Source organism: Nocardia sp. IBHARD005, from assembly GCF_052814245.1.
On the sequence record NZ_CP199935.1, the window covers coordinates 3,676,137 to 3,700,744 of the forward strand.

General features: G+C 67.8%; 20 protein-coding genes. 16 read left to right on the top strand and 4 right to left on the bottom strand.

The window, feature by feature from the left end; genetic code table 11:
* Positions 1-6 precede the first annotated feature (6 nt).
* From murG to ileS, 11 genes are all read left to right on the top strand, one after another.
* Positions 7-1,194 (top strand): undecaprenyldiphospho-muramoylpentapeptide beta-N-acetylglucosaminyltransferase, encoded by a 1,188-nt coding sequence (murG, locus tag ACTWPB_RS17135; RefSeq protein ID WP_446221643.1) that lies wholly within the window; start codon positions 7-9, stop codon positions 1,192-1,194.
* Between the two features lie 92 nt (positions 1,195-1,286).
* Positions 1,287-2,729 (top strand): UDP-N-acetylmuramate--L-alanine ligase, encoded by a 1,443-nt coding sequence (gene murC, locus ACTWPB_RS17140; protein WP_446226381.1) that lies wholly within the window; start codon positions 1,287-1,289, stop codon positions 2,727-2,729.
* Positions 2,730-2,737: 8 nt separating this feature from the next.
* Positions 2,738-3,415 carry a cell division protein FtsQ/DivIB gene (locus ACTWPB_RS17145; RefSeq protein WP_446226382.1) on the top strand — a complete coding sequence of 226 codons (678 nt, stop codon included), beginning with the start codon at positions 2,738-2,740 and terminating at the stop codon, positions 3,413-3,415.
* Positions 3,416-3,575: 160 nt separating this feature from the next.
* On the top strand, positions 3,576-4,835 hold the full coding sequence (ftsZ, locus tag ACTWPB_RS17150; protein WP_446221644.1) for a cell division protein FtsZ: 1,260 nt from the start codon (positions 3,576-3,578) through the stop codon (positions 4,833-4,835).
* A 168-nt stretch (positions 4,836-5,003) separates the two neighbouring features.
* The gene (gene pgeF / locus ACTWPB_RS17155; RefSeq protein ID WP_446221645.1) at positions 5,004-5,735 is read left to right on the top strand and encodes a peptidoglycan editing factor PgeF; all 732 of its coding nucleotides are present in this window, start codon (positions 5,004-5,006) and stop codon (positions 5,733-5,735) included.
* Between the two features lie 49 nt (positions 5,736-5,784).
* Entirely contained in the window at positions 5,785-6,510 is a 726-nt protein-coding gene (locus ACTWPB_RS17160) for a YggS family pyridoxal phosphate-dependent enzyme (protein ID WP_446221646.1), read from the top strand.
* A 107-nt stretch (positions 6,511-6,617) separates the two neighbouring features.
* Positions 6,618-7,373, top strand: coding sequence for a cell division protein SepF (locus ACTWPB_RS17165; RefSeq protein WP_446221647.1), 756 nt, complete (start codon positions 6,618-6,620; stop codon positions 7,371-7,373).
* A gap of 89 nt (positions 7,374-7,462) precedes the next feature.
* Positions 7,463-7,765: a YggT family protein gene (locus tag ACTWPB_RS17170; RefSeq protein WP_056816435.1), complete on the top strand. Its 303-nt coding sequence runs from the start codon at positions 7,463-7,465 to the stop codon at positions 7,763-7,765.
* 60 nt (positions 7,766-7,825) lie between these two features.
* On the top strand, positions 7,826-8,683 hold the full coding sequence (gene wag31 / locus ACTWPB_RS17175) for a DivIVA-like cell division protein Wag31 (RefSeq protein ID WP_446221648.1): 858 nt from the start codon (positions 7,826-7,828) through the stop codon (positions 8,681-8,683).
* 88 nt (positions 8,684-8,771) lie between these two features.
* Positions 8,772-8,972: a hypothetical protein gene (locus ACTWPB_RS17180; RefSeq protein ID WP_067459298.1), complete on the top strand. Its 201-nt coding sequence runs from the start codon at positions 8,772-8,774 to the stop codon at positions 8,970-8,972.
* Between the two features lie 282 nt (positions 8,973-9,254).
* Positions 9,255-12,458 (top strand): isoleucine--tRNA ligase, encoded by a 3,204-nt coding sequence (gene ileS / locus ACTWPB_RS17185; protein ID WP_446221649.1) that lies wholly within the window; start codon positions 9,255-9,257, stop codon positions 12,456-12,458.
* Positions 12,459-12,520: 62 nt separating this feature from the next.
* On the opposite strand, the gene ACTWPB_RS17190 is transcribed toward ileS, so the two are convergent.
* Entirely contained in the window at positions 12,521-12,934 is a 414-nt protein-coding gene (locus ACTWPB_RS17190; protein WP_446221650.1) for an organic hydroperoxide resistance protein, read from the bottom strand.
* A gap of 111 nt (positions 12,935-13,045) precedes the next feature.
* On the opposite strand from ACTWPB_RS17190, the gene ACTWPB_RS17195 reads away from it, so the two are divergent.
* Positions 13,046-13,579 carry a TetR/AcrR family transcriptional regulator gene (locus tag ACTWPB_RS17195; RefSeq protein ID WP_446221651.1) on the top strand — a complete coding sequence of 178 codons (534 nt, stop codon included), beginning with the start codon at positions 13,046-13,048 and terminating at the stop codon, positions 13,577-13,579.
* A gap of 66 nt (positions 13,580-13,645) precedes the next feature.
* Here the strand turns inward: ACTWPB_RS17195 and ACTWPB_RS17200 are convergent, their stop codons facing one another.
* Positions 13,646-14,521, bottom strand: a complete 876-nt coding sequence (locus ACTWPB_RS17200) for a UTP--glucose-1-phosphate uridylyltransferase (protein ID WP_446221652.1) — start codon at positions 14,519-14,521, stop codon at positions 13,646-13,648.
* Between the two features lie 177 nt (positions 14,522-14,698).
* On the opposite strand from ACTWPB_RS17200, the gene ACTWPB_RS17205 reads away from it, so the two are divergent.
* From ACTWPB_RS17205 to ACTWPB_RS17215, 3 genes are all read left to right on the top strand, one after another.
* Entirely contained in the window at positions 14,699-15,997 is a 1,299-nt protein-coding gene (locus ACTWPB_RS17205) for a DNA polymerase IV (protein ID WP_446226383.1), read from the top strand.
* A 59-nt stretch (positions 15,998-16,056) separates the two neighbouring features.
* A complete protein-coding gene (locus ACTWPB_RS17210; RefSeq protein WP_446221653.1) occupies positions 16,057-16,554 on the top strand; it encodes a hypothetical protein in 498 nt (165 codons plus the stop codon).
* A gap of 106 nt (positions 16,555-16,660) precedes the next feature.
* Positions 16,661-19,897 (top strand): arabinosyltransferase domain-containing protein, encoded by a 3,237-nt coding sequence (locus tag ACTWPB_RS17215; RefSeq protein ID WP_446221654.1) that lies wholly within the window; start codon positions 16,661-16,663, stop codon positions 19,895-19,897.
* Between the two features lie 261 nt (positions 19,898-20,158).
* Here ACTWPB_RS17215 and ACTWPB_RS17220 read toward each other — a convergent pair whose 3' ends face one another.
* A complete protein-coding gene (locus ACTWPB_RS17220; protein ID WP_446221655.1) occupies positions 20,159-21,088 on the bottom strand; it encodes an ADP-ribosylglycohydrolase family protein in 930 nt (309 codons plus the stop codon).
* 97 nt (positions 21,089-21,185) lie between these two features.
* On the bottom strand, positions 21,186-22,103 hold the full coding sequence (gene rarD, locus ACTWPB_RS17225) for an EamA family transporter RarD (protein WP_446221656.1): 918 nt from the start codon (positions 22,101-22,103) through the stop codon (positions 21,186-21,188).
* Positions 22,104-22,137: 34 nt separating this feature from the next.
* Here rarD and ACTWPB_RS17230 point away from each other — a divergent pair, with 34 nt between their 5' ends.
* Positions 22,138-24,561 (top strand): HAD-IC family P-type ATPase, encoded by a 2,424-nt coding sequence (locus tag ACTWPB_RS17230; RefSeq protein WP_446221657.1) that lies wholly within the window; start codon positions 22,138-22,140, stop codon positions 24,559-24,561.
* Positions 24,562-24,608: the final 47 nt, after the last annotated feature.

Sequence of the window (24,608 nt, forward strand, 5' to 3'; positions counted from 1 at the left end):
ATCCAGGTGAGTAACCCGCGATCCGGGTTGTCGGTGATCGTCGCAGGCGGGGGAACCGCAGGCCACATCGAACCCGCGCTGGCTGTCGCCGACGCGCTGCGCAGACTCGACGACTCGATCCGGGTGACCGCCTTGGGCACCGAGCGTGGACTCGAGACGAAACTGGTGCCCGAACGCGGGTACCCCCTTGCCCTGATCCCGCCGGTGCCGTTGCCGCGCAAGCCCTCCGCCGACCTGCTGCGACTGCCCGGCCGGGTGCTCGCGTCGGTCAAGGCGACCAGAGCGGTGATCGACGACGTGCAGGCCGACGTGATCATCGGCTTCGGTGGTTACGTCGCATTGCCGGCGTACCTCGCCGCTCGTGGCGGGGTGTTCGGCCGCAAGCGCAAGGTGCCGGTGATCGTGCACGAGGCCAACGCGAAGGCCGGTATCGCCAACAAGGTCGGCGCGAAACTCGCCGCGAAAGTGCTCGCCGCCGTTGCGGACTCGGGGCTGGCGGGCGCGCAGGTCGTCGGTATTCCGGTACGCGCCTCCATCACCGAACTCGACCGTCCCGCGCTGCGGGCGCAGGCTCGCGCGCACTTCGGTCTGCCCGCCGAGGGGCCGGTGCTGCTGGTGTTCGGTGGTTCGCAGGGTGCGCGCAGCCTCAACGAGGCCGTCTCCGGTGCCGCACCGCAACTCGCGGCCGCAGGCATCTCGGTGCTGCACGCGCACGGCCCCAAGAACACCCTCGAACTGGATACGTCGGTTCTCGGCCGCCTTGATTCTGGACTGACCGGAGGGAGGGAAGAATCGAGGCTTCGGGGCCGAGAACCCGCGGCGCCAGCCGCCGTTTATCGGGCGGTGCCCTACCTGTCGCGGATGGACTTGGCCTACGCCGCCGCCGACGCGGTGGTGTGCCGATCCGGTGCGATGACTGTGGCCGAGGTGTCGGCGGTCGGACTGCCCGCCTTTTACGTACCGCTGCCGCACGGCAACGGCGAACAGGAATTCAACGCCCGACCGGTGGTGACCCAAGGTGGTGGCACAATTGTGGCCGATGCCGAGCTGACCCCGAAATACGTGATCGATGAGGTGATTCCGCTGCTGCTCGACCCCGCTCGACTCGCGCAGATGAGCCGCGCCGCCGCAGGCGCAGGCCATCGCGACGCTGCCGACACGGTGGCCAGGATCGTCACCGAGGTCGCCCGATGAGCGAGCCGGAACAGCCGCGCGGCGGTTCGGTCGCAGGCGAGATCGGGGAGTCGATCGGGGCACCCCTGCCACCCGAACTCGAACGCGTGCACATGGTCGGCATCGGTGGCGCCGGCATGTCCGGTATCGCGCGCATCCTGCTTTCGCGTGGCGGCAAGGTCTCCGGTTCCGATGCCCGCGAGAGCCGCGGTGTGCTCTCGCTGCGGGCCCGCGGCGCCGAGGTGCGCATCGGCCACGCCGCCGACGCGCTCGACCTGCTGCCCGGCGGCCCGACGGTCGTCGTCACCACCTACGCGGCCATCCCGAAGACCAATCCGGAACTGGTCGAGGCGAATCGGCGCGATATCCCCGTGCTGATGCGCCCGACCGTGCTCGCCGCGCTGATGCGCGGGCACAAGACCCTGCTGGTCTCGGGCACCCACGGCAAGACCTCGACCACCTCGATGCTGATCGTCACGCTGCAGCACTGCGGCGCCGATCCGTCGTTCGCGGTCGGCGGCGAGCTCAACGAGGCGGGCACCAACGCCCATCACGGCAGCGGTGACATCTTCGTCGCCGAGGCCGACGAGTCCGATGGCTCACTGCTGCAATATGATCCCGACGTCGCCGTGGTCACCAATATCGAATCCGACCACCTCGACTATTTCGGCACCGACGAGGCCTACATCCAGGTCTTCGACGACTTCGCCGACCGGCTCGCCCCCGGCGGTCTGCTGGTGGTGTGCCTCGACGATCCCGGTTCGCTCGCGCTGGCCCAGCGGGTCGCACCGCGCATGTCCGAGCGCGGGATCGCGGTCCTCGGTTACGGATCGGGCGATCTCACCGATGCCCCCGTGCCCGTCGGCGCGCGGCTGCTCGACTGGCAACCGCGTGATGTCGGCGGCATCGTCGAGTTCCTGCTCGACGGCGAAACCACGGCGCGTTCGTTGCGGCTGTCGGTTCCGGGCAGGCACATGGCGCTCAACGCGCTGGCGGCGCTGCTGGCCGCCCGCGCCACCGGCGCCGATATCGACGAGATCGTGCAGGGCCTGGAGGGATTCGGCGGCGTGCATCGCCGGTTCCAGTTCACCGGCCGGGAAAACGGTGTGCGCGTCTTCGACGATTACGCCCATCACCCCACCGAGGTCCGCGCCGTGCTCGAGGCCGCCGCGCAGCTCGTCGCCCAGGAGGCGCGCGATGGCGCCCGCACCCGGCGCGGCCAGGTGATCGTGGTGTTCCAGCCGCATCTGTACAGCCGCACCGCCACGTTCGCCGTCGAGTTCGGCACCGCGCTGAGCCTGGCCGACGAGGTGGTCGTGCTCGACGTCTACGGCGCCAGGGAGGACCCGCTGCCCGGCGTCAACGGCGCGCTGGTAGCCCAGTCGGTGACCAAACCCGTGCATTACCAGCCGGATATGTCCAAGGTGGGCAGGCAGGTCGCCGGGCTCGCCCGCGACGGTGACGTGGTGATCACCATGGGCGCAGGCGATGTCACCATGCTCGGCAGCCAGATCCTCGACGGCCTGCGGGCCAGGCCGCAGCAGGGCGGCCGGTGAGATTGCCGATGCCCGCCGCGCGCGGGTGGCACGGCTACCGCCTCTGGACGATGGTCGGGGTGGTCGTGGTGAGCCTGCTGGTGGCAGCGGCCTGGTTCACCCCGGCGCTGTCGGTGCGCACCGTGCGGATCGACGGCCTGTCGGCGGTGCCGGAGACCGATGTGCGCGGGCGGCTCGAAATTCCGGACGGCCGTTCTATGTTACGGATCGATACCACCGCGATCGCCCAGCGCGTGGCCGCGATCCCGAAGGTTCGCTCGGTCCGGGTGCAGCGTAAATTCCCCTCGACAGTGCTGGTCACCGTCGTGGAGCGAACACCGGTGGTGTACTTCGAGGCCCCGGACGGCGCCCACCTGATCGACGCCGAGAGCGTCGAATTCGCGATCGAGCCCGAACTGCCCATCGGGGTGCCGAAACTGCTCACCGAGGGCACGTTCACCGGGCCCGCGGCGGCCAGGGCAGCGGTGGATGTGCTGGTCACCCTGCCGCCCGCCTTGTCGGTACAGGTGGGTGAGGTTGTCGCACGGTCGATTTCGGACGTCTCGCTGAACCTGCGCGATGGCAGGCAGGTAGTGTGGGGCAGCACGGGCGACGGCGAGCGCAAAGCTGCCGTCGTGTTGCCGCTACTGACCCGTGAGGGGACCGTGTTCGACGTTTCGAGTCCGAATCTGGTCACGGTAAAGTGAGCGACATTCTTTGTGGCACAAGATTCTGGCTCTCATCACGGCGCGCCTGCGCCGGGATCGCAGTGGCTGCGAATAGCGTTCCGCAGCAGTCGGATACTTGACATAACGCCAACCCTATGGTTGAGGTTGAGGGTTTAAGATCGAAGGAAGGCGAGAGCCCATGACGCCCCCGCACAACTACCTTGCAGTGATCAAGGTCGTCGGTATCGGCGGCGGCGGCGTGAACGCCGTCAACCGAATGATCGAACAGGGACTCAAGGGAGTCGAGTTCATCGCGGTCAATACCGACGCGCAAGCCCTGTTGATGAGCGATGCCGACGTCAAACTCGATGTCGGCCGCGAACTCACCCGCGGACTCGGAGCCGGAGCTGATCCGGAAGTCGGTCGCAAGGCCGCCGAGGACCACAAGGACGAGATCGAAGAGGTGCTCAAGGGCGCCGACATGGTCTTCGTCACGGCAGGCGAGGGTGGTGGCACCGGTACCGGTGGCGCTCCCGTCGTCGCCAGCATCGCCCGTAAGTTGGGGGCCCTGACTATAGGGGTCGTCACCCGGCCGTTCTCTTTCGAGGGCAAGCGGCGCGGGAACCAGGCCGAAGTAGGGATCAACCTGCTTCGCGAGTCGTGTGACACCCTCATCGTCATTCCGAACGACCGGCTACTGCAGCTGGGCGACGCGGCGGTGAGTCTGATGGACGCCTTCCGCTCCGCGGATGAGGTGCTGCTCAACGGTGTTCAGGGTATTACCGACCTGATCACCACCCCCGGTTTGATCAACGTCGACTTCGCCGACGTCAAGAGCGTGATGTCGGGTGCCGGATCGGCACTCATGGGCATCGGCTCGGCGCGTGGCGAGGGTCGTTCGGTGAAGGCGGCTGAGACGGCGATCAACTCGCCGCTGCTCGAGGCCTCCATGGACGGCGCGCACGGCGTGCTGCTCTCGATCGCGGGCGGTTCCGATCTCGGACTGTTCGAGATCAACGAGGCGGCTTCGCTGGTGCAGGAGGCGGCCCACATCGAGGCCAACATCATCTTCGGTACGGTCATCGACGATTCGCTCGGCGACGAGGTGCGCGTCACCGTCATCGCCGCGGGTTTCGACGGTGGCGGCCCGTCGCGGCGCAATACCGAGTCCAGTGCGGCCACGACGAGCCGGACCGGGGCCAACCCGATCGGTTCCGGCCGCGCGGGCGAGATCGGCCAGGGACGCACGTCCGAGGCGCCGTCGCGTCCCATCGAGCCCGCCACGGCCGGGGTGTCCGGTGGCCGGGCGGCGGCGCCGAACTACCGCGATACCGAGCGGTACCGGGAGTCGGAGCGTCAGCGGGTCACCGAGGCGGCCATGAACCGCGTCAACAACCCGGAAGTTCGCGAAGGCGACGATGACGACGAGATCAACGTCCCGGACTTCATGCGCCGATAGGCATTCGCCTGCGCGATAGCGCCCGAACTCCCCTCGAGTTCGGGCGCTATCGCGTTATCCAACGAGGCCGTCTCGGCCGCCCGTCGCCCTGTGACTGTTCGCACCGGGGTTGCCGACGTCACCCTGCGCGGTGACCGCACGATTCCGTGACCGCACTACGCTCGAACTATGACTTCCGCACCGCCAACCGTGACCGTTCGCCGGGTGACCACCACCCGCGCCGGTGGCTTCTCCGCCGCGCCCTACGACTCGTTCAACCTGGGTGACCACGTCGGAGACGATCCGGAAGCTGTGCGCCGCAACAGGATCCGGCTGGCAGAGGGCATCGGCCTCGCTCCCGACCGGCTGGTGTGGATGGAGCAGGTGCACGGGCGCACCGTCGAGATCGTCGACGGGCCGCGCGCCGAACCGGTACCGGTGACCGACGCGCTGGTCACGACCGTGCCGGGACTGGCGCTGGTGGTGCTCACCGCCGACTGCGTGCCGATCCTGCTCTCCGATGACGAGGCGGGCGTCATCGCCGCCGTCCACGCGGGCCGCATCGGCGCCCGGATCGGCATCGTGGCGCGAGTTCTCGACGCGATGGTCTCGGCAGGGGCCCGCATCGACCGCATCGGTGCCTTCCTCGGCCCCGCCGCCTCGGGTCGCCAGTACGAAGTACCGGCCGCCATGCGCGCCGACGTGGAAGCCCACCTACCCGGCAGCGCGACCACCACCGTCCGCAAGACCCCCGGTCTCGACTTGCGGGCGGGCATCCGCCGACAGCTCACCGAGGCGGGCGTAGCAGGAATCGCCGTTGACCCCCGCTGCACCATCGAGGACAAAACCCTGTTCAGCCACCGCCGCGGCGCACCCACCGGCCGCATCGCCGGCGTGATCTGGATGGACCCCGCCGCATGACGACGGAAACCCCCACGGGCAGCGCCCGCGCGACCAGCGGAGCACTCCGATGACCTCGGCGACAGCCCGCACCGGAGAACTCTCGGCTCGGCTCGACGGCCTACTCGCCCGCATCGACGCCGCCGTCGCCTCCGCTGGACGCCCCGTGGGTTCGGTGCGCCTGCTCCCGGTGACGAAGTTCTTCCCCGCCACCGATGTCGCCATCCTGCACGCCCTCGGCCGACGCGAATTCGGCGAGTCCCGCGAACAGGAAGCCTCCGCGAAGGTCGATCAGCTCGCCTACGACGACGTCGAATGGCACATGATCGGCCGTTTACAACGCAACAAGGCGCGCGCGGTAGCGCGGTGGGCGCACACCGTCGCCTCGGTCGACAGCGAACGTCTGGCAAACGCTCTCGACCGTGCCGCGCAGGACGCACTCGCAGCCGGCGAGCGTATCGCGCCGCTGCGGGTCCTGGTGCAGGTGAGCCTGGACACCGACCCCGGACGCGGGGGTGTCGCACCGGCGGATCTGCTCGCCCTTTCCGACCTGGTAGCGAAGGCGCCCGGCCTGCATCTGGCCGGTCTGATGGCGATTCCGCCCCTTGACGTCCCCAGTCATGTGTCGTTTGCGAATCTTGCGACATTGCACACGTCGCTGCTGGCGCAACACGCCGAAGCCACCGAACTTTCTGCAGGTATGTCGGGTGATTTGGAGATTGCGGTCGAACACGGTTCGACGTGTGTGCGTGTCGGAACTGCCTTGATGGGCGCCCGGCCGATAACCTCGGCGTAGCAAAGAAACCTCATCAGTCACATTCGACACATACGATTGGGCTGAAGAGGCGCTGAGCAAGAACTTCAACACCCGGCCGCCACCGGGGCCGAAGGAAGGTCGACCAGATGAGTACCCTGCATAAGTTCAAGGCGTACTTCGGCATGGTTCCGCTCGATGAGTACGAAGACGACTACGTCGACGATCATGCCCCTCGCGGCGCCGAGGAGCGCGCTGTCCGCGCCCGTCCGCGCAGTTACGACCGTTACGCCGAAGACCGTTACGGTTCCGGCCGTTTCGAGGACGAGGCCGACGACTTCCCCCAGCCGGCTTACAAGTCGGCCTACCAGGCGCGTCGTGACGACTATGTCGCCGACACCTACGCCGACGATCGCTATGAGACGCCGCGTCGCCCCACCAGGATCGAAACGGCGCCGTCGTCGGGCCGGTCCTTCCGGGCAGGCGGTGTCGCACCCGGTATGCGCGGCTCCACTCGTGGTGCGCTCGCGGTCGATCCCGACGCCGAGGAGCGCAGGCTGGAGGAGCGCTTGCGCCCCGAGCCCGCGCCCGCACGGCGTCCTGGGATCTTCGAGGACGGAGGTCCCTTGTCCAAGATCACCACGCTGCGTCCGCGCGACTACAGCGAGGCCAGGATCATCGGTGAACGGTTCCGCGAAGGGAATCCGGTCATCATGGACCTGGTCGACCTGAGCAATGCCGATGCCAAAAGGCTGGTCGATTTCGCGGCCGGACTCGCTTTCGCGCTGCGCGGTTCGTTCGACAAGGTGGCGACGAAGGTGTTCCTGCTCTCACCCGCCGATGTCGACGTATCAGCAGAAGAACGCCGCCGCATCGCCGAAAACGGCTTCTACAACCAGAAATAGGGAACGCACACCCGATACCGGGATGGCCGCCCGCGCACTGCGCGGCGCGGCCATTTTGCACCCTGCCGGTTTTGCGGCAGAGTGAAGCCGTGGCCCTGTTCGCGGTTCTGTACCTCGTGCTTTTCATCTTCTGGCTGTTGCTCATCAGCCGGGTGATCGTCGAGTTCATTCGCAGTTTCGCGCGCGACTGGCGCCCGACCGGTGTGGTGGTGATCGTCCTCGAGGTGATCTTCACCGTTACCGACCCCCCGGTGAAACTTCTGAGGCGGTTGATACCTCCTGTGAATCTCGGGGGGATTCGTCTCGATCTTTCGATAATGGTCCTGCTCTTCCTCGTCTTCATCCTGATGTCGATCGTGGGTAGGCTCGGTCAGCCCGTGACCTCCGTGTGACACAATGAATCGAGAAGACCGCTTGCTAGTTCTCCAAAAGACGCGTGAAGGGATCCTTCGATGCCGCTGACTCCTGCCGATGTGCACAACGTCGCGTTCAGCAAACCGCCGATCGGTAAGCGCGGCTACAACGAGGACGAGGTCGATGCCTTCCTGGATCTCGTCGAACAGGAGCTTTCGCGCCTGATCGAGGAGAACGCCGACCTGCGTCAGCGGGTCGCCGAACTCGACACCGAACTGGCCGACGCCAAGAAGAACCGCGGGCCCGCCCCGGTCAGCGCCGCGAAGGCGCCCGTGCAGCAGGCGCCTCCCCCAGTGCCAGAACCAGTTCCGCAGCCTGTTCCCGTCGCGCCGCCCGCCCCGATGCCCGTCGCGGCACCGGTGCAGAACAACGGCCCGGACGCGAACATGCAGGCCGCGAAGGTGCTCACCCTGGCGCAGGAGATGGCCGACCGCCTCACCACCGACGCCAAGACCGAAGCCGAGGGTCTGCTCTCGAACGCGCGAGCAAACTCCGAGCGACTGGTCGGCGACGCTCGCACCCGTTCGGAAGCGATGATCTCCGACGCGCGTCAGAAGTCCGACGCGATGCTGGCCGACGCGCAGAACCGCTCCGACACCCAGATCCGCCAGGCCAAGGACAAGGCAGAGGCGCTCACCGCCGACGCCGAGCGTCAGCACGCCGAGATCATGGCCACGATCACCCAGCAGCGCACGGTGCTGGAAAGCCGCATCGAGCAGCTGAAGACCTTCGAGCGCGAGTACCGGGTGCGCCTGAAGTCCTACCTGGAATCGCAGCTGGAAGAGCTCGAGAACCGTGGGTCGGCTGTGCCGGTCGACGGCGGCGAGTTTGCGGGCGAAACCAACGGTTCGGCCAACAGTCTGGCTCCGGCTTCCTTCGCCAAGGGCGGCAAGTAAACTAGTTCCCGAGTCGCGCGGCGCAGCGCGTCGCGTGATTCGGGAATGCCCAGTTTGGTCGGGCTGCTCGGTTGGCTTGGGAGTCGCCATGCTCGTCTTGACGCTTGTTCTTGCGGCGATCGGCTTCGGACTGCTCGTCGCAGCGCTCGCCACCGGTTCGGTGGTGTGGGCGTGGGGGTGCATTCTGATCTGCGTTGTCGGTGCCGCGAGTTTGCTCGTGAGCGCACTGGCCACCCGGAAGCCCGAGAGCGAACCGGTCCCACCCGGCCGACATGCCCGGCGGAACTGAGCGGGCGCGGCATATCGACTGGACGCACCCGGTTAGAATCGAACTACACATGGCACTGATCCGGCCATCACCGGGGAGCCTTCGGAAGAACGGCGCGTGAGCGCTCAGTAGAACCGAACGGGGGAGCCCGTCACAGCTCACACAACGAGAGGCTCGTGCCGCTCCCGGCGAGGGGCAGCGCGAGCAAACGGGGTGGTACCGCGGTACGGCGCACCGGCGCCGACATCGTCCCCGTGCCCACATCTCGCGCTCACGGCGCGGCGGCACGAGGAGCAATCCGCGATGGCGGACGAGACAACTACCGGTAGCGCATACCCCCGGGTCGACTTCGGCGCGGGTTCGGGCGCGACGTTCCCGGAGCTCGAAACCCAGGTGCTCGACTACTGGGCTCGCGACGACACCTTCCGCGCCAGCATCGACAACCGCCCGGCGTCTGCGACGGGCCCGGAGGCGGCAGCATGCGTAACCACGGAGGCCCCCGTAGACGCCAAACCAGGCGCAGCTGGTGAGTTCGTCTTTTACGACGGCCCGCCCTTCGCCAACGGCCTGCCGCACTACGGGCACCTGCTGACCGGCTACGTCAAGGACCTGATCCCGCGCTTCCAGACCATGCGTGGCAAGAAGGTCGACCGCCGCTTCGGCTGGGACACCCACGGCCTGCCCGCCGAGATCGAAGCCGAGAAACAGCTCGGCATCACCGACAAGGCCCAGATCGACGAGATGGGGCTGGCCGAGTTCAACGCCGCCTGTAAGTCGTCGGTGCTGCGCTACACGGGTGAGTGGCGCGACTACGTCACCCGCCAGGCCCGCTGGGTCGACTTCGACAACGACTACAAGACCCTCGACCTCGACTTCATGGAGTCGGTCATGTGGGCGTTCAAGTCGCTGCACGAGAAGGGTCTGATCTACCAGGGCTTCCGCGTGCTGCCCTACAGCTGGTACGAGCAGACGCCGCTGTCGAACCAGGAGACCCGCCTCGACGACGCGTACAAGATGCGTCAGGACCCCGCGGTCACCGTCGACATGGCACTGAGCGTCCCGGCCGAGCACCCCCTCGCCGCACTGGACGGCGCGAACGCGCTGATCTGGACCACTACGCCGTGGACCCTGCCGTCCAACCTCGCTATCGCGGTGCACCCCGATGTGCGCTACGTGCACGTGCGCGGCGCCGACGACAAGCGCTATCTACTTGCTGCCGAACGCGTTTCGCACTACAGCCGCGAACTCGGCGAGGAGCCGACGGTGCTCGGCGAGTACGACGGTGCCGCCCTGTCCGACCTGTCCTACGCCCCGCCGTTCGACTTCTTCGTCGGCCATCCGAACTCGCACCGCGTGCTCACCGCCGACTATGTCACCACCGACTCCGGCACCGGAATCGTCCACCTCGCACCGGCTTTCGGTGAAGAGGACATGGACGTCGCCGCGGCCAACGGCATCGAGATCGTCCAGCCACTCGATCCGGCGGGCAAGTTCACCTCGATGGTGCCGCCGTACGAGGGCATGATGGTCTTCGACGCCAACCCGGTGATCATCAAGGATCTCAAGGCCGCCGGAAAGCTGTTGCGGCACGAGACGATCGAGCACTCCTACCCGCACAGCTGGCGCTCCGGTCAGCCGCTGATCTACATGGCCGTGCCGTCGTGGTTCGTCGCGGTCACCAAGTTCCGCGACCGGATGGTCGAGCTCAACCAGCAGATCAGCTGGGTGCCCGAGCACATCCGCGACGGCCAGTTCGGTAAGTGGCTCGAAGGCGCGCGCGACTGGAACATCAGCCGAAACCGCTACTGGGGCAGCCCGATCCCGGTCTGGGTCTCCGACGACCCGGCCTACCCGCGCGTGGACGTCTACGGATCGCTCGACGAGCTCGAAGCCGACTTCGGCGTGCGCCCCACCGACCTGCACCGCCCGCACATCGACGACCTCACCCGGCCCAATCCCGATGACCCCACCGGGAACTCGACCATGCGCCGGGTGCCCGAGGTGCTCGACTGCTGGTTCGAGTCGGGCTCGATGCCCTACGCCCAGGTGCACTACCCGTTCGAGAACAAGGAGTGGTTCGACAGCCACTTCCCCGGCGACTTCATCGTCGAGTACAACGGGCAGACCCGTGGCTGGTTCTACACGCTGCATGTGCTCTCGACCGCGCTGTTCGACTCGCCATCGTTCAAAACCGTTGCCGCGCACGGCATCGTGCTCGGTGACGACGGCCTGAAGATGTCGAAGTCGAAGGGTAACTACCCCGACGTCAACGAGGTCTTCGACCGCGACGGCTCCGACGCCATGCGCTGGTTCCTGATGAGCTCGCCGATCTTGCGTGGCGGCAACCTCATCGTCACCGAGCGTGGCATCCGCGAGGGCGTGAGCCATGCGATGCGGCCGCTGTGGAACGCGTGGACGTTCCTGCAGCTCTACGCCTCGAAGCCCGGTGTGTGGCGCACGGATTCGCCGAACGTGCTCGACCGCTACATCCTGGCGAAGCTCGCGGTCACCCGCGACGTGGTCACCGAGGCGCTGGAGACCTACGACATCGCCGGTGCCGCCGACGAGTTGCGTGGGTTCGCCGACGCGCTCACCAATTGGTATGTGCGCCGGTCGCGTTCGCGGTTCTGGTCCGAGGACCGCGACGCGGTCGACACCCTGCACACGGTGCTGGAAGTGGTCACCCGACTGGCCGCGCCGCTGCTGCCGCTGATCACCGAGGTCATCTGGCGTGGGCTCACCGGCGAGCGTTCGGTGCACCTCACCGACTGGCCGACCGAGACCGAGCTGCCGCACGATCCCGAACTCGTCGCCGCCATGGACGAGGTGCGGGTCGTGTGCTCGACGGTGCTGAGCCTGCGCAAGGCGCAGAACCTGCGGGTGCGGCTGCCACTGGCCGAGGTCACCATCGCCGCGGCCGATGCCGAGCGGCTCGCGCCGTTCACCGAGCTGATCGCCGACGAGGTCAACGTCAAGAAGGTCGACCTGACCACCGACGTCTCCGCGCACGGCCGGTTCGAGCTGGTCGTGAACGCGCGCGCCGCCGGTCCGCGCATCGGCAAGCAGGTCCAGACGGTGATCAAGGCGGTCAAGGCGGGACAGTGGAGCGAGTCCGCCGACGGTGTCGTCACCGCCGCCGGGATCACCCTGCTGCCCGAGGAGTACACCCAGCGCCTGGTGGCCGCCGAGCCCGAGTCCACCGCCGCCCTGCCCGGCAATGCCGGCCTGGTGGTGCTGAACTCGGTGGTCACCGAGGAGCTGGAGGCCGAGGGCTGGGCCCGCGACCTGATCCGCGACCTGCAGGAAACCCGCAAGTCGCAGGGTCTGGAGGTGTCCGACCGGATCAGTGTGATCCTGGATGTGCCGGCCGAGCGGGCGGAGTGGGCTGCGACCCACCGCGACCTGATCGCCGGGGAAATCCTCGCCACCGCACTGACTTTCGGTGACGCGGGTGCCGATGCCGCCGAGATCACGGGCGGCGTGAAGGTTTCGGTCGCCAAGGTCTAAGTTCTTTTGCAGCTGAGGAAGGTCCGGGCATTCAGAGCCCGGACCTTCCTTATATGGTGGACCTACTCGACAATCAGTTCCACCGGGATGTTGCCCCGGGTGGCGTTGGAGTACGGGCACACCTGGTGGGTGGTCTCGATGAGTTGCTGTCCGTGCTCGGTGTGCAGGTGCTCGGGAAGTTCCACGCGCAGCACGACCGAGAGTCCGAACCGACCGCCCTCGAGGGGATTCAATCCGACCTCGGCGGTCACCGACGCGTCGTCGGCGTCGATCTTCATCCGCTTGGCGACCAGCTGCAGCGCGCTGGCGAAGCAGGCCGAATAGCCCGCCGCGAAGAGCTGCTCCGGGTTGGTGCCCGCGCCGTCGCCGCCCATCGCCTTGGGGTGGGCGAGCGTCAGATCGAGCACGCCGTCATCGCTGTAGGAACGGCCTTCGCGGCCGACCGAGGTTGCGACCGCGGTGTAGATAGGTGCCATGGTGTCCTCCTAGACAGACTTGTCTGTTCACTTGTGAACCCCAGAGTAGACAGACCTGTCTGGTATCGTCAAGGGGAGGCATTGATTCCCAGAAAGGACGCAGGTCAGGCGATGAGTGCGGCTCGTGAGCGTCTGCTCGACACGGCAACCCGGTTGTTCTACGCCGAGGGGGTGCACACGGTGGGCATCGACCGGATCATCGCCGAGGCCGACATCGCCAAAGCCACGTTCTACCGGCACTTCAAGACCAAGGAAGACCTGGTAGTCGCCTATTTACAGCGCGAATACGCGCGCCAGCGCGACGCGCTGGAATCGGTACCGGGTGAAGGCTTCGCCACCATCACCACCATCTTCGACACGCTCAGCGACATCAGCTGCGGCCCCGGCTTCCGCGGCTGCCCCTTCCTCAACGCCGCCGTCGAATTCCCCGACCCGCAACACCCGGTGCGCCGCGTCGTCGACGACTACCGCACCTGGTTTCGCGAACTGATGGCCGAACACCTCCGTGCGGGCGGTCACAGCGCCCCCGACGATGCGGCCCGCGCCCTGCTCCTCACCCGTGACGGCGTCACCATCAGTGGAGGTGTCGGCGACAGCGACACGGTGCGCGCCGGAATTCGCGCGGCATTGACCCTCATCGCCTGAGCGTTCGCAAAAGTATGCTGGTCGGCGTGACCCTGCCGCGCACCACCTGGGGGTCCCGACGAAAGCTCAGTCCACGAGCTGGCGCAACAGCGGGCCGTACTCGGGATGGGCAAGGGCCGAGGCGAACTGGGCTACCAGGTAGTCGGCCGGGTTGCCGGTGTCGTACCAGCGGCCCTGGATGACCTGGCCGTACACCGCGTGCTCGGCGGCGTAGTTGTTGATCGCGTCGGTCAGATACACCTCGCCGGTCCGGTGGGTGTACCAGTTCTCGGTCTGGATGCGCAGCTCGTCGATGATGCCCGGCGTCACGACATACCCGCCGATCGCCGCGAAGGCCGACGGGGCGTCTTCGGGCTTGGGCTTCTCCATCAGGCCGGAGATGCGAAGCAGTCCGTTGTCGAGATCCTCGCGCACCACCGGCACGCCGTAGCGCTGCGATTCACCCGGCGACATCGGCAGCAGCGCCAGCACCGGGCACCCGGTGGATTCGTAGGCGGTGATCAGCTGCTGGGCACGCGGTACCTCGGCGACGAACACATCGTCGGGCCACAGCACCAGCATCGGTTCGTCGCCGAGATGGCGCGCCGCGTTGAGCACGGGCGTGCCGTTGCCGTAGGGGCCGTGCTGGTCGAGGTAGGTGATGTGGCCCTCGCGGGAGAGCTCGCCCACCTCCTCCACCGCGTCGGCGTAGGCGGATTTGCCGTCGGCGCGAAGCTGGGCGACCAGCGCCGGATTCGGCCGGAAGTGATCCTGGATCAGCGACTTGCCGCTGCTCACGACGATGGTGATGTCGGTGATCCCGGAGGCAACCAGTTCACGCACCGTGTGCTCGATGACCGGTTTGTCCCCGACCGGCAGCATCTCCTTCGGCGTCGCCTTGGTCAGCGGAAGCAGCCGGGAGCCGATGCCCGCCGCCGGAATGACAGCCTTGCGGATCTTCATCCCCCGATCATCACATAGTCGGCTGTGTCATCGGTGTGTGACCGCTGGCAATTGGCTCGAGGAATGTCGGTGGTCCGGCGTAGATTGCGCGGTGTGAGCACCCACACCCCTGCCGCCGGGGCCCCGGCCAGGTCCGATGCGGCGGTCACCGCCCGTCGCTGGGTGCTGCACATCGATATGGATGCCTTCTTCGCCTCGGTCGAACAATTGACCAGACCCACGCTGCGTGGGCGCCCGGTCCTTGTCGGTGGGGCGACGCAGCGCGGTGTCGTCGCGGGGGCCAGCTACGAGGCTCGGGTCTACGGCGCGCGCTCGGCCATGCCGATGCATCAGGCCCGGCGCCTGATCGGCGTGTCGGCGGTGGTCGTGCCGCCGCGTGGCGCCCTGTACTCGGTGCTGAGCGCGCAGGTGTTCGACGCGTTGCGCAGCTGTGTTCCGGTGCTGGAGACGCTGTCGTTCGACGAGGCCTTCGCCGAACCGGCCGAGCTGGCGGGCGCGAGTGTCGCTCAGGTCGAGGACTATTGCGCGATGCTGCGCGCTCTCGTTCGAGCGCAGACCGGGCTCACTGCCTCGATCGGCGCGGCGACCGGGAAACAACTCGCCAAAATCGGCTCCGGTCTCGCCAAACCCGATGGGATGCGGGTCATTTCACCATCGGAACAGGGCGAGCTGCTCGCCTCGCTGCCGGTGCGCACACTGTGGGGGATCGGTCCGGTGGCCGAGGCCAGGCTGCGCAGCCTCGGCATCGAGACGGTCGGCGCGTTCGCCGCGCTGCCGGAGTCGGAGGCGGTATCGACCCTCGGGGGCAGCATCGGCGCCGCGCTGCACCGGCTCGCGCGCGGGATCGACGACCGTCCGGTCACCGAACGCGCCGAGGCCAAGCAGATCAGCGCCGAGAACACCTATGAGCGCGACATCGTCACCATGGCCGAGCTGCGCGCCGCTGTTACCGCGATGGCCGCGTCGGCGCATCGCAGGCTGGAACGCGACGGCCGCGCTGCCCGCACCGTGGTCCTGAAACTCAAGAAGTCGGATATGGGCATCGTGACCAGGTCGTTCACCCTGCCCTACGCCACCGCCGACCTGACCACCCTGGCCGCGGCCGCGCAGCGTTCCGCGATCGATCCCGCCGAGCTCGGCCCCATCCGCCTCGTCGGCGTCGGCTACGGGGGATTGTCGCTGGTGCGCCAGGAATCGCTGTTTCCCGAACTGGATCAGGCGGTGCCCGCCGACCTCGGCACCGTCACCGACACCGCACCACCCCCGGAGGAACAACCGAATCTGCCTGCGGGACTATGGTTTCCGGGTATGGACGTGAGTCATCCGGACTTCGGGCACGGCTGGGTGCAGGGTGCGGGTTACGGCGTGGTGACCGTGCGATTCGAGACCAGCTCGACAGGTCCCGGCCCGGCGCGTACCTTTCCAGCCGACGACACGGGGCTGACACGGGCCGATCCGCTCGCCAGTCTCGCGTGAGGAGTAGCCTCGGCTACCGCGATGGAATCACTCCCACCTCGAACGCAAAGGACGAGCAGTTGAAGCTTCGTACGACCGGACGTGTAGCGATCGCCGGACTGGCCGTGGTCGCCGCCCTCGGCCTGAGCGCGTGCAGCGACGACAAGGGTGACAAGCCCGCCGCCAAAACCACCACCAGCGCGAAGGCGCCGGCCTCGGCGGCAGCGGACCTGCCCCCGGTGCCGACCGTGGAGCAGCTCAACGAGCAGCTCACCACCGCGCTGGATCCGTCGGTCCCCAACGACCAGAAACTGGACTTCGTGCAGGGCGGCGAGGCCGACCCCGAGCTGCCGAACCGCTTGGCCCAGGCCGCCTCGGACGCCAACGTCCAGGTGCAGGTCACCGAGGTGACCTCCTTCGGTGACAGTGTCAACGCGAAGGCCAACTTCACGGTCAACGGCCAGACCAATGTCGTCGATGTGCCGTTCGTGGCCGAAGACGGCAAGTGGAAGGTCCAGAAGTCGTGGGCCTGCGGCATGATGACCAACCTGGGTCAGACCTCGGTCGCCTGCCCCTGATCGTGCACGCTCTTGCCCCGTTCGGATGTTTGGCGGACGGGGCTTTTGCGTGCGAGGCGCGACGGTGTTTCGCCTGCTGTCGGTGGCGCGGCTACTATCGGGCCCCGTGGTAGAGACGATCGTGCGGCAGGGGCATCCGCCCAAGGGTGTTTCGGAGCCGACGCGACGTGATCGTGCGGGGTGGGCGCGCATCGTCGCGATCGTCGCGGGACTGATCGGCATTCTCAGTGCCGCGGTGATCCCGTTCCTGCCCGTCCGGGTCGACGCCGCGACAGTGTCCTGGCCGCAGCAGGGATCGCCCGCCGCGGTCGAATCGCCGCTCATCGCCTACGCGCCCGCCGCCCTGTCGGCGACGGTGCCGTGCGCCGCGTTGAGTTCCCTGGCCGCAACCGGCGGTGTCGCGGTCTCCACCGTGCCGCGGCAGTCCGCCGACATGGAGAAGTACGGCTTCGTCGTCAAGGTCGTCGCCGATACCGCCGAACGCCCCGGCCGCGTGGACGTGGTCTCGCGCTCGACCCTGGTGTGGACAGCGCCGCTGGCCGAGGTCATCGACCGCTCCTGCGCGCTGACGATCGCGATCACTGCGCAGCAATCCACGGTCACCACAACAGGTCTCACCGCGTCCGGCGCCGCGGTGGCCGCTGATCTGCGTCCGCAGGTCGTCGGCGTGTTCAGTGAGCTGACCGGCGCCGCCCCCGCGGACCTCGCGGTGCGCGTCGACGTCGACGCCCGCTACACGTCGTCGCCGACCTGGCTCAAACTGGCCGCGATCGTGCTGTGTCTGCTGGCGACGGCACTGTCGCTGTTCGCCCTGCACCGCCTCGATGCCCTCGACGGCCGCTCCGCGCGCCGATTCCTGCCGCAACGCTGGTGGCGGCTGCGCCCCGTCGACTGGCTGGTGTTCTCGGTCCTGCTGGTCTGGCATTTCATCGGCGCCAACACCTCCGACGACGGCTACATCCTCGGTATGGCAAGGGGTGCGCGCAGTTCGGGCAACATGTCCAACTACTACCGCTGGTTCAGTGTCGACGAGGGCCCGTTCTACACCCCCTACACCGACATCATCGGCTGGCTCACCCACATCTCCGCGGTCAGCCCGCTGGTCCGGCTGCCCGCGCTCGGCGCGGGCGTGCTCACCTGGTGGTTGATCAGCCGCGAAGTGCTGCCCCGCCTCGGTGTGGCTGTGCGCCGCGAACGCGTCGCCACCTGGACCGCGGCCTTCGTCTTCCTGGCCTTCTGGCTGCCCTACAACAACGGTCTGCGCGCGGAATTCGTTGTCGCGCTGGGTGTTCTGGTCACCTGGGTCTCGGTGGAGCGAGCGATCGCGACCCGGCGACTCGTGCCGTTCGCCGTCGCGGTGATCGTGGCGGCATTCACTCTCACGGGCGCACCGTCGGGCCTGATCTGCCTCGGCGCGCTGGCCGCCGGTGCGCGCGTGGTCACTGCGGTGATCATGAAGCGGGCGAAGACGGTGGGTTATCTCGCGCTGTTGCTGCCGATTCTGGCGGCGGGTGCGGTGGTGATGACGGTCGTGTTCGCCGACCGGACGTTCGCCGGCGTGCGTGAGATGTTCGCCGTGCACGCCGTGATCGGCCCGAAGGAATCCTGGTTCATGGAATTCCTGCGCTACCAATACCTGCTGCAACTCAACGCCGATGGCTGGCTGACAAGGCGATTCGGTGTCTTCGCGATGCTGATCGGCGTCATCGTCTGCATTGCCGTCATGCTGCGGCGCGGCGGCCACATCCCCGGCATCGCCGTTGGTCCGACTCGGCGCATGCTCGGCATCACCCTGGCCGCCATGGTGCTGATGATGTTCTCGCCCACCAAGTGGACCCACCAGTTCGGTGTGTTCGCGGGCCTGGCCACCTGTGTCGCCGCGGTGACCGCGGTCGCGGTGAGCGCGAATGTCCTGCGGCCGATGCGCAATCGCGCGCTGTTCGCCGCGGGGGTCTTCTTCACCCTCGCCATGACGTGGGTCGGCGCCAACGGCTACTGGTATGTCTCTTCATGGGGGATCCCCTGGTGGGACAAGCCGCCGACCGTGGCGGGCTATGGCGTCTCGACCTTGTTCGTCGGCCTGACCGTGCTGGCGCTCGCTGTTGCCGCGTGGTTCCACATCCACCCGAACCCGAAAGCCAAGGTGGGGCGCGTGGCTGGGCTGCCCGTCCTCGCCATCGCGGCCGCGATGATGGTGCTGTTCGAAGTGGCATCCTTCGCCAAGGCCACCGTCGCCCAATACCCCGCGTACTCCCTGGCCGGCTCCAACTTCTCCGCGGCCTTCGCCGGTGGCTGTGGCATGGCCGACGAGGTGCTCGTCGAAACCGACCCGAACGCCTCGTTGCTCGCGCCGCTGTCCGGCGACATGATCACCACGATGAACGGCACCGACTCCACCGGCTTCCGGGCCGATGGCGTCGCGCCCGTGCTCACCTCCGACGAGGTGGAATCGACCACCGGCCAAGCGAACTCGGTGTCCGACGACCCCGACAAGCTGCGCGAGGCCTCCACCTCGGCGGGCTCGGAATCACGGCAGGGCTCGTTGCAACTGCCGTTCGGTCTCGACCCCGCGACCACCCCCGTCCTCGGTAGCTACCGCTCTGGCACCCAGGAACCCGCCGCGCTGACAACCGGCTGGTTCCGCCTGCCGGACGGCCCGCGTGGCCCGCTGCTCGCGATGTCGGTGGCAGGCCGGATCCGCTCGGTCGACGCCGACGGCATCGTCCACCCCGGCCAGGAACTGGCCGTCGAATACGGCACCGCCGCGGCCGACGGCACCGTGACCGTGACCGGCCAGATCGCTCCCACCGATATCGGCCCGGCGCCGATGTGGCGCAATCTGCGCATCCCGATGGACCAGCTGCCCTCCGATACGAGCGCTGTCCGCCTGGTCGCCGCCGACAAGGACCTCGGTCCCGACCAGTGGCTCGCGGTCACCCCGCCGCGCATGCCGCAGACCACCACGCTCAGTGCGCTCGTCGGCCGTACGGCCCCGGTCTTGCTGGATTGGGCTGTGGGACTGCACTTCCCGTGCCAGAACCAGATGCCCACCTACAACGGTATCGCCGAGCTCCCCGAATACCGCATCCTGCCCGACCGCAACGGCGCCACCATCACCAACCTCTGGCAGGGCCACGACGGCGGCGGCCCACTCGGCTGGACCCAGCTCCTGTTCACCGCCCGCACCCTGCCGACCTACCTGAACAACGACTGGGACAGGGACTGGGGCTCCCTCGAGCAATACCTCCCCCTCGACACCACCGCCACCCCGGCGAAGGTGGATATCAACTCCGACAACCGCTGGGGTACCTGGACTCCCGGACCCACCATCACCGCCTGGTAGCCGCCAGGTCGCCCTGCGGTCTGACGGGCCGCCTGGGTATCGGGTCGCACGAGGACGCCGTCCGGATTCCCCTCGCGACCTCACGATGCGGACCGCGATCCCCCATGGCATTGCGACGAATGCCGACTCTGGGTCGGGCATTGTTCCACGCGCGTTGCCGACCCGGTGTCACACGCGCTCAGGACGGTCAGCGACGGACACGGCCAGCGTGCGCACCGCTGTCGCGCTCCTGCGTGGTGGCACACCTGAGATCAGGTGCGCCTAGCGAGAGTTGGTGGCGATACGGAGAGCGAGATCCGGGAGATCGGCGCCGGTGAGGCCGGGGTAGCCGTGCAGGATGGCGCGCCAGTGGGCGGGCACGGCCGAGGCTCCCCAGCGGGCGCCGAGGAGGCCGCCCGCGATGGCCGCGGTGGTGTCGGTGTCGTTTCCCGCGCGCACGCACGCCTCCAGGGCGAGTGGAAGCTGTTCGGGCGTAGAAGGATCGGTGGACGTGATCGCCCACCACGCGGTTTGCAGGGCGTGCACCACCCAGCCGTTGTTCGGGAAGTCGGCGGGGGTGCCCTTCTCCGCTTCGTCGAGACGTTCGGTCCAGTACGCGGATTGTGGTGAGCCGCTGACATATTCGCGAACGCCGTCGAAATCGGCGTTCAGTACGGCGTGCCGGATCGCGTAGGTCCACAACTTGCACGCCTCGACGGCGTTCTCGTCGTAGTGCGTGAGCAGTCCGACCCGGCCCGCCGCCGCGACGCATTCGGCGGCGTCGTCGAGGTAGGCCAACGCGACCGGCGCGGTTCGCATCAGCGACCCGTTACCTCCGGTTCGCCCGGTCAGCGACATCGCCACGGCCTGCATGTCCAGCGCGGAGGAAGGCCTGGCGGACAACACAGTTCGAGTCTGATTCCCGATGTCGGGCGGCTTCGAGTCGTACCAGGAGACGAACCCGGCAGCGACCGCGTCGAGATCGATCCCCGGCCCGTTGGCAGCGGCTACCGCTACGGCTACGGCCATCGACGTATCGTCGGTCCACTCACCCGGCGCCCAGCTGAATACCCCGCCGCCGACCATGTCGATCACCGTGTCCGGCCCCGGATGGGTGAACTCGTAGCCTGCCCCCAGCGCATCACCGGCCGCAGTACCCACCAGCACGCCGGCGACCCGATCCGAGAACCCCGCATCGTGCACAGAACCCACCTCTCTCGGGTGCCCACCAGCCGATTGTCCGACTAGCGAGCCTACCGGTCGGCATGCGATCCACCGGCGCGTCGCGCCGGGCTGACACCGAATCGAGCTAATGCGCAGTCGCGTCCTTCGCCTCGGCCACCGAGAGCTGCCGATTGCGCCGTCCCCGCACCAGGGCGTCGGTGGTGAACACCGCCAGCGCCACCCAGATCAGGGCGAATCCGGCCCAGCGTGAGGCAGGCATGGGTTCGTGCATGACTGCAACGCCCCAGGCCATCTGCAGGGCGGGGGTGAGGTACTGCAGGATGCCCATGGTCGAGAGCGGGACCCGCTTGGCCGCCACCGCGAACAGCAGCAGCGGCAGCAGGGTGACCGGCCCGGTGGCGAGCATGAGACCGAAATGGGTGGGGCTGGAAGTCATCTCACTACGGCCGGTGGCCATCAGGACGATCAGGAACGCCAGCGCGAACGGCACAGCCACCATGCCCTCGGCCGCGATGCCGGGCAGTGCGTCGAGCCGGATCACCTTCTTCACCAGCCCGTAGGCGGCGAACGAGCAGGCCAGGATCAACGCGATCACCGGCGGCCTGCCGTAATCGACGGTCAGCACCACCACCGCCAGCGCACCCAGCCCCAGCGCCACCCATTGCGCCCTGGTGAGCCGTTCCCGGAACAGCAGCACCCCGATGGCGACGGTGACCAGTGGGTTGATGAAGTAGCCGAGCGCGCATTCCACGATGTGCCCGGTGGTGACGCCGAAGACGTACACACCCCAGTTCAGCGACAGCGCCGCCGAGGCGGCCGCGGCCATGCGCCAGGTCCTGGCATCGATCCCGCGCAAGCCACCGAGCCGCCCGGTCAGCGTGAGCACGAGCAGCACCACGACCAGCGTCCAGACGATCCGCTGAGCCACCACTTCGGCAGGCGAGGCGAACGACAGCAGCCCGAAGAAGGCGGCGAACGAGCCCCAGATGAGGTAGGCGCCCGCACCGAAAACGACACCGGGCGGGGATGAGCTGCGCTGCATTCATCCCATGATACGACCCGCTAATCTGGCGAGCATGTCCATTTCCGTGCAGGAGCCCGCCGCCGCCGGGCTCACCGCAGCACAGGTCGATGAGCGCCGCCGGGACGGGCGCACCAACGACGTCCCGGCCAGGGCGAGTCGTTCGGTCGGCGAGATCGTCCGCGCGAATGTCTTCACCCGTATCAATGCCATTCTCGGCGTGCTGTTCCTGCTGGTGCTCTCGACTGGCTCGATCATCGACGGCATGTTCGGTCTGCTCATCGTGGCCAACAGCGCGGTCGGCATCATCCAGGAGGTCAGGGCGAAGCGAACCCTCGACGAGCTGGCGATCGTCAGCCAGGCCAAGCCGACGGTGCGCCGCGACGGCGTCGCTCATCAGGTCTCGCCCGGCGAGGTAGTGCTCGACGATCTGATCGAGCTCGGCCCCGGCGATCAGATCGTGGTCGACGGCGAGGTCGAAGAGTCCGCCGCGCTCGAGATCGACGAGTCGCTGCTGACCGGTGAGGCCGACCCGATCGACAAGGGCATCGGCGCACCGGTGATGTCGGGCAGCTTCGTGGTGTCGGGTTCGGGCGCCTACCGCGCGACCAAGGTCGGCAAGGACGCCTACGCCGCGAAACTGGCCGAGGAGGCCAGCAAGTTCACGCTGGTGCACTCCGAATTGCGTTCGGGCATCGACAAGATCCTGAAATTCATCACCTACCTGCTCATCCCGGCCGGTCTGCTCAGCATCTACAACCAGCTGGTCTCGAGCGGGGAATCGTGGCGGCCCGCCGTGACCGGGATGGTCGCCGCGCTGGTCCCGATGGTCCCCGAGGGCCTGGTGCTGATGACCTCGATCGCCTTCGCGGTCGGTGTGGTGCGCCTGGGTAAACGTCAGTGCCTGGTGCAGGAACTGCCCGCGATCGAGGGCCTGGCGCGCGTCGACGTGGTGTGCGCCGACAAGACCGGCACCCTCACCGAGAACGGCATGCGCCTGGCGCAGGTCCAACCGCTCGGCGCGTTCGACGAGGCACAGTTGCACGCCGTACTGGCTGCGCTCGCGAGCGACGACCCGCGCCCCAATGCCAGTGTCCAGGCCATCGCCGAAGCACTGCCCGACTCGCCCGGCTGGTCGCAGACCGCCATCGCGCCGTTCTCCTCGGCCAAGAAGTGGAGCGGCATTTCCTATGGCGCCCACGGTGATTGGCTGCTCGGCGCCGCCGACGTGCTGCTCGATCCCGCCTCCGCCGACGCCGCCAACGCCGAACAGCTCGGCTCGTCGGGTCTGCGTGTGCTGCTGCTGGCACGCAGCGACCGTCCGGTCGACGCCGACGACGCGCCCGGCCGGGTCGAGCCCGCCGCGCTGGTCGTGCTCGAGCAGAAGGTGCGTCCCGACGCCAAGGAAACCCTGGAATACTTTGCGAGCCAGCAGGTCTCGATCAAGGTGATCTCCGGCGACAACGCCGTGTCCGTCGGTGCCGTCGCCTCATCGCTCGACCTGCCCGGCGGTGACCACGCCGTCGACGCGCGCACTCTGCCCGACGATCCGGCCGCGCTCGCCGACGTCCTCGATCACGAAACCACCTTCGGCCGTGTCCGTCCCGATCAGAAGCGCGCCATGGTCGGTGCCTTGCAGTCGCGCGGGCACACCGTCGCCATGACCGGTGACGGCGTCAACGACGTACTGGCGCTCAAGGATGCCGATATCGGTGTCGCGATGGGGGCCGGTAGCCCGGCGACCCGCGCGGTGGCGCAGATCGTGTTGCTGGACAACAAGTTCGCGACCCTGCCGTATGTGGTGGGGGAGGGGCGCCGGGTGATCGGCAATATCGAACGCGTCTCGAACCTGTTTCTCACCAAGACCGTGTACTCGGTGCTGCTGGCCTTCCTCGTCGGCCTGGCGGGCGTCGGTTCGCAGATCTTCGGCTACGACCCCATCGGCTACCCGTTCCTGCCGCGCCACGTCACCATCGCGGCCTGGTTCACCATCGGCATCCCCGCGTTCGTGCTCTCACTGGCGCCCAACAACGAGCGCGCCCGTACCGGCTTCGTCGGCCGGGTGATGCGCCTCGCGGTGCCCTCCGGCGTGGTGATCGGCGTCGCGACCTTCGTGTCCTACCTCATCGCCTACGCCGGGCCGGAAGCCTCCGAGACGCAGAAGGTGCAGGCGGGCACCACCGCGTTGATCACGCTGATCATGATCGCGGTGTGGGTGCTCGTGCTGGTGGCGCGGCCGTATGTGTGGTGGAAGGTGGTGCTGATCGCGGTATCGGTGCTGGCCTACGTCGCGCTGTTCACGATCCCGTTCACCCGCGAGTTCTTCAAACTCGACCCGTCCAACCCGCGCCTGACGCTGGCCGCGGTGGTGTGCGGTGCGATCGGCATCGTGCTGGTCGAGCTGGCGTGGTGGGTGCAGGCGCGGCGCTCCGGCGGCGCGGGTAAGTTCTTTCCCCCGGTCGGTGCGCAGGGGGCGTGAGGAATCCCTGACTCGACCGTAATCGATTCGAGAACCCTTGTGCCGGA